General features: G+C 62.8%; 12 protein-coding genes and 1 pseudogene. 7 read left to right on the forward strand and 6 right to left on the reverse strand.

What is annotated here, in order from left to right:
- Positions 1 to 103: 103 nt before the first annotated feature.
- Positions 104 to 583: an NUDIX domain-containing protein gene (locus C1725_RS15855; RefSeq protein WP_102412617.1), complete on the forward strand. Its 480-nt coding sequence runs from the start codon at positions 104 to 106 to the stop codon at positions 581 to 583.
- Positions 584 to 770: 187 nt separating this feature from the next.
- Here the strand turns inward: C1725_RS15855 and C1725_RS15865 are convergent, their stop codons facing one another.
- Positions 771 to 1,058 (reverse strand): helix-turn-helix domain-containing protein, encoded by a 288-nt coding sequence (locus C1725_RS15865; protein ID WP_102412621.1) that lies wholly within the window; start codon positions 1,056 to 1,058, stop codon positions 771 to 773.
- Positions 1,059 to 1,169: 111 nt separating this feature from the next.
- On the opposite strand from C1725_RS15865, the gene C1725_RS15870 reads away from it, so the two are divergent.
- The 3 genes from C1725_RS15870 to C1725_RS15880 all read left to right on the forward strand — a co-directional run bounded on the left by C1725_RS15870 (position 1,170) and on the right by C1725_RS15880 (position 3,889).
- Entirely contained in the window at positions 1,170 to 1,412 is a 243-nt protein-coding gene (locus C1725_RS15870) for a helix-turn-helix domain-containing protein (RefSeq protein ID WP_102412622.1), read from the forward strand.
- A 106-nt stretch (positions 1,413 to 1,518) separates the two neighbouring features.
- Positions 1,519 to 2,067 carry a sigma-70 family RNA polymerase sigma factor gene (locus C1725_RS15875; RefSeq protein ID WP_102412624.1) on the forward strand — a complete coding sequence of 183 codons (549 nt, stop codon included), beginning with the start codon at positions 1,519 to 1,521 and terminating at the stop codon, positions 2,065 to 2,067.
- Entirely contained in the window at positions 2,060 to 3,889 is a 1,830-nt protein-coding gene (locus C1725_RS15880; RefSeq protein ID WP_102412625.1) for a hypothetical protein, read from the forward strand. The genes C1725_RS15875 and C1725_RS15880 overlap by 8 nt, the downstream gene beginning before the upstream one ends.
- Positions 3,890 to 3,995: 106 nt before the next feature.
- Here C1725_RS15880 and C1725_RS15885 read toward each other — a convergent pair whose 3' ends face one another.
- Positions 3,996 to 4,538: a TetR/AcrR family transcriptional regulator gene (locus tag C1725_RS15885; RefSeq protein WP_346026737.1), complete on the reverse strand. Its 543-nt coding sequence runs from the start codon at positions 4,536 to 4,538 to the stop codon at positions 3,996 to 3,998.
- Between the two features lie 265 nt (positions 4,539 to 4,803).
- Here C1725_RS15885 and C1725_RS15890 point away from each other — a divergent pair, with 265 nt between their 5' ends.
- The 3 genes from C1725_RS15890 to C1725_RS15900 are packed head-to-tail and all read left to right on the forward strand — an operon-like array spanning position 4,804 to position 8,908.
- The gene (locus C1725_RS15890; protein ID WP_102412628.1) at positions 4,804 to 5,505 is read left to right on the forward strand and encodes an ATP-binding cassette domain-containing protein; all 702 of its coding nucleotides are present in this window, start codon (positions 4,804 to 4,806) and stop codon (positions 5,503 to 5,505) included.
- A complete protein-coding gene (locus C1725_RS15895) occupies positions 5,499 to 7,805 on the forward strand; it encodes an FtsX-like permease family protein (protein WP_102412630.1) in 2,307 nt (768 codons plus the stop codon). Before C1725_RS15890 ends, C1725_RS15895 begins: the two co-directional genes overlap by 7 nt.
- A 44-nt stretch (positions 7,806 to 7,849) precedes the next feature.
- A complete protein-coding gene (locus tag C1725_RS15900; protein WP_102412632.1) occupies positions 7,850 to 8,908 on the forward strand; it encodes an HlyD family efflux transporter periplasmic adaptor subunit in 1,059 nt (352 codons plus the stop codon).
- Between the two features lie 331 nt (positions 8,909 to 9,239).
- Here C1725_RS15900 and C1725_RS15905 read toward each other — a convergent pair whose 3' ends face one another.
- The 4 genes and pseudogenes from C1725_RS15905 to C1725_RS15915 form a co-directional block, all read right to left on the reverse strand.
- A complete protein-coding gene (locus C1725_RS15905; protein ID WP_102412633.1) occupies positions 9,240 to 9,983 on the reverse strand; it encodes a helix-turn-helix domain-containing protein in 744 nt (247 codons plus the stop codon).
- 214 nt (positions 9,984 to 10,197) lie between these two features.
- Entirely contained in the window at positions 10,198 to 10,743 is a 546-nt protein-coding gene (locus C1725_RS19485; protein ID WP_346026904.1) for an NADH peroxidase, read from the reverse strand.
- Positions 10,744 to 10,893: 150 nt separating this feature from the next.
- Positions 10,894 to 11,292, reverse strand: a pseudogene (locus C1725_RS19490) (flavin reductase family protein); the annotation flags it as partial.
- A 48-nt stretch (positions 11,293 to 11,340) separates the two neighbouring features.
- Positions 11,341 to 11,727, reverse strand: coding sequence for a transcriptional repressor (locus tag C1725_RS15915; RefSeq protein WP_102412637.1), 387 nt, complete (start codon positions 11,725 to 11,727; stop codon positions 11,341 to 11,343).
- Positions 11,728 to 11,821 lie beyond the last annotated feature (94 nt).

Below are 11,821 nucleotides of genomic sequence, written 5' to 3' on the forward strand. Positions count from 1 at the left end.
CCATAAATGAGCACAAATGAGCACCACGTTGACAAAGCCTGCCTCTGCGGGCAAAATAAAAAGGCGGGCAAACGCCCGCCAAAACCTTCCGGAGGAAAGAAAAATGAAGAACACCACGCTTTGCTATATCGAAAAGGACGGCAGCTACCTGATGCTCCACCGCACAAAGAAGCGGGCGGACGCCAACGCCGGGAAGTGGATCGGCGTCGGCGGCAAGTTTGAACCGGACGAGAGCCCGGACGACTGCCTGCTGCGCGAGGTACGCGAGGAGACGGGCCTCGCGCTCACGCGCTACCGGCCGCGCGGCATCGTCACGTTCGTGTCGGACGAATGGGAGACGGAAATCATGCACCTGTTCACGGCGGACGCCTTCACGGGCGAGGCGCATGCCTGCGACGAGGGCGACCTCGCCTGGGTGCCCATCCCGCAGGTCGAAAGCCTGCCGCTCTGGGACGGCGACCGCGTGTTTTTGCGCCAGCTGGCGGCGGACGCCCCCTTCTTCTCGCTCAAGCTCGTCTACAAGGGCGACGAATTGAAGGAAGCCGTCCTGAACGGCCGGAAGCTGCCGCTCAGCGAGCGATGACGACGGCCTGATTTTCAAGCGGCCGGTAGCTATACGGCAGAGCAACCCGGACGATCAGGGACTTGATCTCCGCCGCGTCCTCGCTCGTCGCGCGGCGCACGCGGCGTTTCAGTTTATTCGCGGAAATGAAAAACTGCGGTTCTCCCGCAGCATTTGCAACCCAAATTCCAAGCACGCTGTCGCTGGGTTATTTCAGCTCGTTTAGCGCTTTTCTTAGCCATTTCCGCGCGGCTTCCACGCTCCGGTCCATTTTGACGAGCTGTGTCGCCGTGTCAAGCCGCAATGCTAAGTCCAGCGATACTTCAAGAACCTGGCTGATATTCCGTGCTGTTTCGAGGCTGGCCTTTCTCGTTCCCCGCTCAATGTGCCCATAAAAGGACAGGCAGATCCCGGCTGCATCTGCCACTTGCTTCATCGATAAGTTCTTTTTCTGCCGCGCCCTGCGAAACGCCGCGCCCATAAACGCGTAATCCATATGACGACTCCTTTCAATTTCTCTTTCTTCCAATATAGGTCTATTTGTCCTATTTGTCAAGCAAAATCATGACATACTGTCCTTTATAGAGAAATGTGAGGGACAGCGTGCATGAGAAATCTGAAAAAACTGCGCAAAGAGCGTCGCTTAACGCAGATCGCGATCAAGATTGAGACAGGAATCGATCAAAGCCTACTCTCCAAGTATGAGCATGGAGAACGGATTCCCTCTACGAACGATCTGATCGTCCTTGCGGATTTCTTTAAAACAAACATCGACTATTTGCTGGACCGTACCGACGTTTCCGACCCGCTGCCGCCCAAAAAAGCGAACGACGAGTCTGAGAAGGAATAGCGCTTTGCGTATCGAAAATTTCGATCGGCAAAGCGCTATTTTTATCGGACATTTTATGAATTGTTTTCTAAAATCCTCTCGTCTAACAGGTGAAGGGGGTGAGCGAATGAACTTTGTCGCGGTACCAGACAAAGTTTCGGAGGATTGCGTGCCGGCGGCGCGGGCGCGCGAGGCGCTGCTTCAGCGCATGATGGCGCAGTACGGCGACGCGCTGCTTCGTATGGCCTACCTGTACCTGCGCGACGCGGCGCTCGCCGAGGACGCCGTGCAGGAGACGTTCGTCAAGGCGTATACGCACCTGAACCAGTTCCGGGGCGAGAGCACGGAAAAGAGCTGGTTGATGCGCATCGCCATCAACACGTGCAAGGACTTTCAGCGCACGGCCTGGCTGCGGTTCGTCGACCGGCGAACGCCGCTCGACGCGCTGCCCGAGCCCAGCGCGGACTTTCACACGCCGGATGACACCGTGCTCCGCGCGGTGATGCGCCTGCCCGAACGGGACAAGCAGGTCATCCTGCTGCGCTACTATCAGGACATGAAGATCGGAGAGATCAGCGATGCGCTCGGCATCCCGGAACCCACGGTCGTTTCCCGCTTAAAGCGCGCCCGGGACAAGCTGCACCGCAAGCTGGAAAGGTGGTATTTTGATGAATGACGACTTCAAAACGCTCGTCGACCGGCGTCTCTCCCGGCTTGAATGGAAAGGAGACGATCAGGTGATGAAACGGATTCAAAGTCAAGATGAAAAGAGCACGCGCTCTACGAGAGCGCTTATCCGCCCCGCGCTGGCGCTTTGCCTTTTGCTCGTGCTGCTCAGCGCCACCGCGCTGGCCGTTGGCCTCGGCTTCTCACAGCGGTATTCCATCCAGCGTCAGGCGCGAAACGCGCTGCACGAGCGCTACGGCCTGACGGACGAGATGCTCGACCTGTTTAACTCGCACACCGAACAGGACGGCGACGCGTGGACCGTCTCCTTTACCGAAGCCTCCATGAACGCGGCGGCCATCGGCGAGTACACGGTCACGAAGAAGGCGGGCGGCAGCCCCGCTGCGGCCTGGAGCCACGACGGCACGGACCCCGCCGTCTACGCGGGCGACAGCCTGACCGCCTCCGTCTGGGGGCCCGGGCAGCTTCAAAACGCGCTGCAGCTGCGAAAGGACTATGAAGCGCAGGCCGCCGAGCTTGAATCTCTGAATACGAGCGATTGGACGCTCGAACAGTGGGCGGCCTACGACGCGGCGCTGGGGCCGGAGCTGCAAAACGCGCTGGGCGCTACGCACATTCTGCCCACGGAGGACGACATAACCCCAGAGGAGGCCATCGCGCTGGGGCGCAAGGCGGTGCAGGAAAAGTTCGGCTTTTCCGAACAGGAGCTCGCCGCTTACGAGCCCAAATACCTTTCCTTCCTCTATTATGCGCAGGACGGCGAACGGCAATATTTCTTCACGCTCGCATCTGAAGCCAACGGAAAATGGAAGGATTCCTTCTCCATCCGCGTGCCTTCTCCCGCGGGCGAAGTGATCTGCGGTTGGCTGGCTACGGAGGAGAGCCGACTGCCTGCGGGCGACCTGAGCGCGTACCCGGAGGCCGTCAAGGTTTACGTGAGGGAAGGCCTGTTCGCCGGTCTATCCGCGCAGGAAAAGGTGGAGGTCGGCGCGCGGGTGGAGGCGGCGGGGCTTGGCGGGCTGCTGCCCGAAACGGGTTATGCGGCCCCGCAGGACGGAGAGTTTCCGGAGGCCGACGTGCCTGCCGCGGCGCGCGCCGCGCTCGCGCGCGACTACGGCTTTACGGACGCGGGACTTACCTTCTTTGAGCTGCACGTTTCCCTGCTGGAGCAGGAAGGGCAGCGCATCTACCAGTGCGCCTTCTCTCCCCGCTTAGAAGAAATAACGTGGGCATTAGACCGCGAGAGCCTGCTTGGCGCTTACACGGTGACGCTGCTGGCCGCGACCGGAGAGCCCCTTTCCTCGGGCTGGACGCTGGACGGACAGGTGGACGACGCCGGGTACACGAAGGAAACCTTCGGGCAAAGCGATGTGTACAGCGCCCGGATGCTTTCATGGCTGCGCGAGCTGCTGGACGCAGGCAACGCCATCCTCGCAAAATATCCGGAGGAAGATCGGTATCCCGAATGGATGAGCCTGGAGGACGCGGCCGCTTACGACCAGCTCTTCCGCGACGCGGGCTTTGATCCTCAGCGCTTCAGCCATGTGCTGCCGGAAGACAGCGACATCGACGAAGCACGCGCGCTCTCGGTCGCGCGGCAGGCGCTGAAGGACGAACGCGGCTTGTCCGACGCCTGGATCGACGCGTGCGAGGTGACGGTCGAGCTCTGCGAGTCCGCTTCATACGGCGGAAAAGGATGGGGCTTCACCTATCGCAGCGCGGAGGGCGACGTGGCGGCGGTCATCCTGAGCGCCGAAACGGGCGAGATACAGGCCGTGTATTACTACCCCGTCGCCTACGCAAACGGCTAAGCTGCCGCGCCCTCGCGGGCCGTCAGACGCCGCCGCGTACATCAAGGGCCTCCGCCCGGCAATGGTTTGCCGGGCGGAGGCCCTTTGCCGTCTTCCCGCGTCGCCTTTACACGAGCTGCTCGATGAGCCCCATCAGCAGCGCGGCGATCCTCTCGGGCGGTTCGTGTTCGTCCTGATTGATCCACCGGCGCACCAGATGGTAACAGCCGTAGGTCAAAAAGCAGGAGGCGTATTCCAGCTCCGCCTCGCCGTAGCGCGAGCGCATCACCTTTTCGATCTCGTCGCGGATGTAGGGCATGCGAAAGAGGCGCTCCGGAAACTGGGGGTCGATGTTGTTGTTGATGAGCAGGCGGCTGAGCTCGATGTTCTCCTCCAGATAGGCGCACACCCCGGAGATCGATTCCGTCTTCACGTCCTCGGGCTTCATCAGCGCCTCCTGCACGTGGCGCAGCATGTCCTCCTCCATCTCCCCCAGCAGGTCGAACTGGCTGCCGTAGTACTTGTAGAACGTCGAACGGTTGATGCCCGCCTCCTCACAAAGCTCGCGGATGGAGATCTTATAGATGCTCTCTTCCTTCAGCTTGCGGATCAGGCTGTCCTTGAGCAGGCGCTTGGTCAGCATCACCCGCTGGTTCGTCTTCTCCTCCATGCGCATTCCCCCCCTTTCTTGCGACGGCCTTTAGCCCAAGAAACAACATATTCTCCAAAAGTGTCGTTTTTAAATCAGTCGGAAGGAATCAGTCGATTGTAAGATCAACACATGTCGAGTATAATACCAATGGATGACCTTGTCAAGCCAGCGCCTTCGGATATTCTAAATATTTACATATTTGTGTCGAACCGTCTTCCCGATCAAGCGCGCAAGCCCCGGCGGGCCATTCCCATCCGGCAAAAAAGCAAATCAGGAGGCCGTCATGAGCTACATCTCCTTCGAGCACGTCTGCAAGCACTATCAGGTCGGGGAAAACGTCGTCAAAGCGGTGGACGACGTGAGCTTTGAAATCGAAAAGGGCGATTTCTGCGTGGTGCTGGGCCCGTCGGGCGCGGGCAAGACCACGATTCTCAACCTGCTCGGCGGCATGGACAAGGCGACCAGCGGCACGATCACCGTCGGCGGCAAGGTGGTGACGGCGCTCGGCGGCGCGGAGCGCACCGACTACCGGCGCACGGACGTGGGCTTCGTCTTTCAGTTTTACAACCTGATGCCGAGCCTGACGGCGCTGGAAAACGTGGAGCTCGCCCGTCAGGTCTGCAAGGACGCGCTCGACCCGCGCGAGGTGATGGAGCAGGTCGGCCTGGGCGAGCGGCTGGACAACTTCCCGGCGCAGCTCTCCGGCGGCGAGCAGCAGCGCGTCTCCATCGCGCGGGCGCTGTGCAAGAACCCCGCGCTGCTGCTGTGCGACGAGCCCACCGGCGCGCTCGACTCCGTGACCGGCGTGCAGGTGCTGCGGCTGCTCACGCAGATCAGCCGCGCGCACGGCGCGACCGTCGTCGTCATCACGCACAACGCCTCCATCGCGCCGCTGGGCACGCGCGTGGTGCGCGTCAAAAACGGCGGGATCGAGTCCGTCACGCTCTGCGAGCATCCCGCCAGAGTGGAGGACATCGCATGGTGAAAAACGTCCTGAACAGAAAGCTGCTGCGGGACATGCAGCGTTCCGGCATGCAGTTCCTCGCGCTCATCCTGCTGTGCGTGCTGGGCACGTTCCTCTTTGCGGGCATCGACGGCATCGCGCAGATGGCCGCCGCGACCACGGACCGCTACTTTTCGGAAAACCGCCTCGCCGACTTCTGGGTGACGCTTGAAAGCGCCGACCGCGGGGCGCTGGCAAGCATCCGCGCCATCCCCGGCGTCGAGGACGCCTGCGCCCGCTTTTCGCTCGACATGGAGACCACGCTGCCCGGCGAGCCCACGCTGAACGTCACCGCCTACGACGGGCCGATGACCCTCAACGTGCCCATCGTCGAGGCGGGCGAGGCGCTCAGCGTGAGCGACCAGCGCGGCTGCCTCGTGCAGGCGGGCTTTGCGGAGGCAAACGGCCTGCGCGTGGGCGACAAGCTGACCGTGCGCCTGAACGGTGCGGATTACCCGCTCTTCGTGCGCGGCATCGTCTACAGCCCAGAATTCATCAGCGTCTCAAACGGCATCGCGGCCAATCCCCGCGAGTACGGCTACATCCTCGTGAACGCGCGCGCCTTTTCGCAGGTGCCTCTGACGCAGGTCGTCGTGCGCCTCGCCCCGGGCGCGGACGGGGATGCGGTGCGCGGGGCCCTGCGCGCGGCCCTGCCGCAGGCCTTCGTCGTCGACCGCAGCGCCCACCGCAGCACCGCGGCCGCGCTGGACAACGTCACCATGTTCCGCGCGCTCTCCATCGTGTTTCCGCTGGCGGCCTTCGTGGTCGCCGCCCTGATCGTCATGACCACGCTGACCCGCATGATCGACAACCAGCGCATGCAGATCGGCACCCTGCGCGCGCTGGGCTTCTCCGCCGGAAAGATTCAGACCCACTACGTCTCCTACGCCCTCTGGCCCTCGCTCGTCGGTTCCGTGCTCGGCGCGGTGATCGGCCACCTGACGCTTCCGCCCCTCGTGTGGGATCTGCTGATCGGCCAAAACGAATATCCCTACCGCGTCGAGCCGCCAATCTCGCCCGCCGCTTGGCTGATGGTCGGCGTTTCCGTCGCGACGAGCGCGCTGATCTGCCTGTGGGCCTACCGGCAGGCCGCGAAGGAAACCGCCGCCGCGCTGCTGCGGCCCAAACCGCCGAAGTCGGGCAAGCGCATCCTGCTCGAGCGCATCACGCCCCTTTGGCGGCGCATGGGCTTCAACCGCAAGATGGTCGTGCGCAACCTCATGCGCAGCAAGATGCGCTCCATGATGTCCTGCGTCGGCCTGCTGTGCTGCAACGCCCTCATCATCGCCTCGATGGGCCTGCAGGATTCGGTCGTCGCCACCGCGCAGAACCACTACGGGCGCGCCCTCGACTACGACGTGCGCGCAAACCTGAACGCCCAGGCGGGCGAGGCGGAGGCCTACAGGAGCCGCCTTGACGCCGAAGCCGTGGAATGCGTCATGGAACGCAGCGCCAGCGCCTCCTTCGAGGGGAGGAGCCGCACCACGCTCGTCACCGTCGTGGAGGACGGTCAGCAGATGCTGCGGCTGGGCGAGCACGAAACCCTCGTCGACCTCGCGCCCGGCGCGGCGGCCCTGACGGAAAAGCTCGCCCGGCTGCTCGGCGCGCGCGTCGGGGACGACGTGACGTTCCAGCTCCCCGGCGACGACAGGACGTTCACTCTGCCCGTCGCGCAGGTCGTCTACAACAACTTCGCGCAGGGCGCATACATGACGCGCTCGACCTGGGAATCGCTGCGCAAGGGTGCGTTCGTGCCCACGGCCATCGAGCTGCGCGGCCCGACGCCCGCCTGCCTTGCGCGCCTTGAGGACATGGACGAGGTGGACAGCATCGACTATACGGCCGACCAGGTGGACGAGGCGCTCGTCGCACTGGACATGGTGTCCTCCATCTTCGTGCTGCTGATGTTCATCGCGCTGGCGCTGGCCTTCGTCATCTGCTATAACATGGGCCTCATCAACTTTGCGGAGCGCACGAGGGAATACGCGACGCTCAAGGTGCTGGGATACCACCAAAAGGAGATCCGAAAGCTGATATTGCAGGAAAACACGATCCTCACCGTGCTCGCCCTCGCGCTCTCCATTGCGCCGGGCCTCGGGCTCACAGGCGTCATCCTCCGGGTGTGCGAAACGGACACCACGCGCTACATCAGCCAGGTCGCCCCGCAGTCCGTCGTCATCAGCTGCGTCATCACCTACGTCTTCTCCGTGCTCATCCAGCGCCTGCTGGTGCTCAAGGTGCGCTCGATCGTCATGGTCGAGGCGCTCAAGTCCGTCGAGTGAGGCGCGTCCGCGATGAATTTTCCGTCGAAAGGAAGGAACCGACCATGAAAAAGCTGCTTCTCCCGCTGCTCCTCTGCCTGCTCCTCGCCTGCCCCGCGCTCGCGGAGGACGCGCCCGCCGCGCCCTGGGGCGGCAGCGTCAACGCCGCCGTCGTCGCGCCCGAAACCGCTTACGTCACGGCCCCCTTTTCAGGCACGCTGCTGCCCTTTTCCCTTTCACAGGGCGACCGCGTGAGCGCGGGCGACGCGCTCTTCGAGCTCGACACCGTCAAGGTCTACGCCCCGCAGACCGGCACGCTCGCCGCACTGTTCGCGCAGCCCGGCGACGATGCCGCAGCCGTCGCGGAGCGCTACGGCGCGCTCGCCGTCATCGAGCCGGAAAAGCCGCTTTACGTCGCCGCCTCCACCTCCACCGCCTACAACGACAGCGACAACAAGTACCTGCACGCGGGCGAAACGCTCTACCTCAAGAGCGGGAACGACAAGGGCACGGGCCGCGTCACCAACGTACAGGAGGGCAACTACACCGTTGAAATCCTCACCGGCGACTTCGACCCCGGCGACACGGTCAAGTGCTACCGCGAAAGCGGCTACGCATCGGACAGCGTGACCGGCTCAGGCAAGGCGCATCGCTACCCGGACGCGTCCGTCGCCGCGAGCGGCCGCGTGCTGCGGGTGCACAGGGCGGAGGGCGACGCGGTACGGGCGGGCGACCTGCTGTTTGAACTGATCGATGCTGCGAGCGCGCCCTCGACCGACGGGTGCACCGTGAGCGCCGGGGCGTCCGGCGCGGTGAGCTCCGTGGACGTGCTCCCCGGCGCGCAGGTCTATCAGGGCCAGCTGCTCTGCCGCATCGCCGACCTCACACGGCTGGAGCTGAGCGCCGAGATGGACGAGGTCTACCTCTCCGGCGTCAAGGTGGGCGATACGCTGGCCTTCGAGCTGGACGCCTTCCCCGGGGAGCAGATGAAGGGCACGGTCACGGAGATTCGGCCGCTGGGCGAGAGCCGGCAGAACGCCGCCTACTACGACGTGCGCATCAGCCTGCCCGAAAACCGCGATCTGCTTCCGGGCATGAGCGCGACCGTTTACATCGGCGCATAAGCCGCCGCGCACAGCAAAAGCCTGGAGGTCGAAAAACGCCCTTCAGGCTACTGGCCATCGACTTTGTCGATGGCCTCGTGCAAAATGAAGGTTCATTTTGCACGAATGTCACGGGTCATGTTTTCCTCCGCAAACGCTACGCATTTGACTACGGAAAACGCCCCGCCCGACCGGCAAAGCCGGTCGATACGATTTCATATGAAGGGGAAGTCTCCCCTTCATGCATCCCCTTTTACAAGACGATACTTTGTCAACGGTCTGAAGCCTGGAGGGCGAAAAACGCCCTTCAGGCTTTTTTGGGTCGTTCCCTGTCCGCCCCTTCGCACGCGCCTCAACCCAGGCTCGTAAACAGGTTGGCCCGGCCCACGCCGTCCGCGTGGACGTACACGTCCATGAACTCCACGCCGTCCTTCTGATAGACCCGCTCAAAACAGGGCAGGGGGGCGCCGGACGTGTTTTCCTTAAAGCCGTTGCAGTTCAGGTAGTCCAGCAGGAGCTTGTAGGCGTGCGGAATCCGCTCGAAAGCCGCCTTAAACGGTTCGCGGATGGAGATGACGGCGTACACGGCGTCGTCCTGCCGGGCGATCTCCGCCCCGCCGCACGCGGGTTCAAAGCCGTCCGGCAGGATGCAGGCGAGCGCGTAGCCGCGCAGGCCGAAACGGTTCTTCTGCTCCGCCGAGACGAAGGGGAAGTCCCAGCCGATCCGCTCCCCCGAGCCGCCTTGGTACGCTTCAAGGCCGCTTGCGCGCGCCCAGGCGTCCAGACAGGCGCGCACGTCATTCTCCGGGTTGGGGCTGATGACGACGTAGCGTGCCATGCGGAAAGCCTTTACCGTTTCCAGCCGCACGTCCGAATACGCGTCGTGCCGGGCCGCCATGTCCTCGCGCAGCAACGCATCCAGCTTGCAGGAGAAGATGCCGCACAGCTCGATGAGCTTGCCCACCTCCGGATAGGCCTCGTCCGCCTCCCATTTGGACACGGTCTGACGGGATACCCCCATGCGCTCCGCGAGCTTCTCCTGCGTCATGCCGCCATGCGTCCTGCGCAGATACTGTAAATTCGCACCGAATGCCATCCTGCAGCCTCCCTCAATTCAGCGATCTTTCCGGCATTATAGCAGGCCGCGGGCCCGCTGTCCATCAACCGCAGATTGCCCTTTCGCGCGGGCTTGTCGGGCCGCGGTTGCGGGCGGTCAGTGCCGCCGCCTTTAAACAGCCGCTTCCCCTCATGCATCTCTCAAGAGAACAAAAAAGAACGGCTCCCCAAGGAACCGTTCCTGAAAACTTTTCTTACTTGCCGAAGTAGCGGTTCAGCAGGCCCTCGAACGCCTTGCCGTGGCGGGCTTCGTCGCGCGCCATCTCGTGCACGGTGTCGTGGATCGCGTCCAGACCCAGCGCCTTCGCCTTCTTGGCCAGCTCGGTCTTGCCCATGGTGGCGCCGTTCTCCGCCTCGACGCGGACGGTGAGGTTCTCCTTGGTAGAGGGGCTCACGACCTCGCCCAGCAGCTCCGCGAACTTCGCGGCGTGCTCCGCCTCTTCAAACGCGGCCTTTTCCCAGTAGAGGCCGATTTCGGGATATCCCTCGCGGTGCGCGGCGCGGGCCATCGCCAGGTACATGCCCACCTCGGTGCACTCTCCGACGAAGTTCGCGCGCAGGCCTTCCTTGATCTCCTCGTCCACGTCCTTGGCCACGCCGATCACGTGCTCGGACGCCCAGACCTTACCCTGCGCCTGCTCGATGAACTTGGAACCGGCGACGCCGCACACCGGGCACTTCTCGGGCGGGCAATCGCCCTCATGGACATAACCACAAACCGGGCAAACAAACTTCTTCATAACTTTTTCCTCCTTGATTTCTGCTTTTTGTACATCGAGTGATTTTCTCACGGGGAGACTTTCTTTCAGCGCCTCGGGCGGCACGTAAGTCGTCGCGTTCTTCGGCGTCTTGCCCTTGACCACCTTGTGATAGTAGTCGTAGGTCATCACCTCGCCGCCCGCGACCATCCGCGCCTCGTCGGCGGTCAGGAAGAACAGCGTGTGCGTGGAAAGCTCGTGCCGGCCGATCACCGTGCCCGTGACGCAGCTGACCGCGCTTTTGAGCACCGGCAGGCCGTCCACCATCTCGTAGGGGATGGACGCAAACTTGTCCACATCGCGCCCGCACCGGAAGCCCAGCGTACCGATCGTGAGCGGCGCCTCGCTTTGCGCGATCACGCTGATCGCCACGCGGCCCGTCTTTTCAATCGCGCCATGGGTATGGTTGTCGCGGTTGATGCATACGGCCAGCACGGGCGGCTCGGCGGTCACCTGAAAACAGGTGTTGGCGATACAGCCGGCAGGCCTTGCCCCGTCCATGGATGTGACGGCGTACAGGCCGTAAGACATCTGGTTCAGGGCGTTAAAGTCCAAAGACACAGGAAACCACCTCCGCGTTTATTGTTGCTCCTTCTTTTCCTGCTTCATGCATTCAGCGCACAGGCCGCTGGACGTGACCTCTACCCGGTCCGTCCGATGGCCGGACAGCGCGTTGACCTCGCGCACAAGGCCCGTCACATCGCAGGAAACGTCGTACACCTCATGGCACCGGTCGCAGACGAAGTGGATGTGGTTGTCGCGCACGTACTCGTAATACGCGCTGCGCTGCCCCAGGTTGAGCCGCTTGATCTGGCCCATGCGTTCCAGTTGATCCAGATTGCGGTACACCGTCGCCTGCCCGATGTCCGGAAGCTTGCGCACGATTTCATCCGCCGTCAGGTGCACACGTTCAGAGCTCAGCGCGGCGAGCACCTGGCGTCCCTGCCTGCTGATTCTTTCGCTCATGCCCGCCACCTCTCATTCCATCTCGAATGTGATATCCTTTATCACTATAGTAGCACCTTCCCCCTCACATGTCAAGTGTTTTTCAGAAAATAAT

Origin of the sequence: Beduinella massiliensis, from assembly GCF_900199405.1 — a bacterium.
GTDB classification, from domain to species: Bacteria; Bacillota; Clostridia; order Christensenellales; family Aristaeellaceae; genus Beduinella; species Beduinella massiliensis.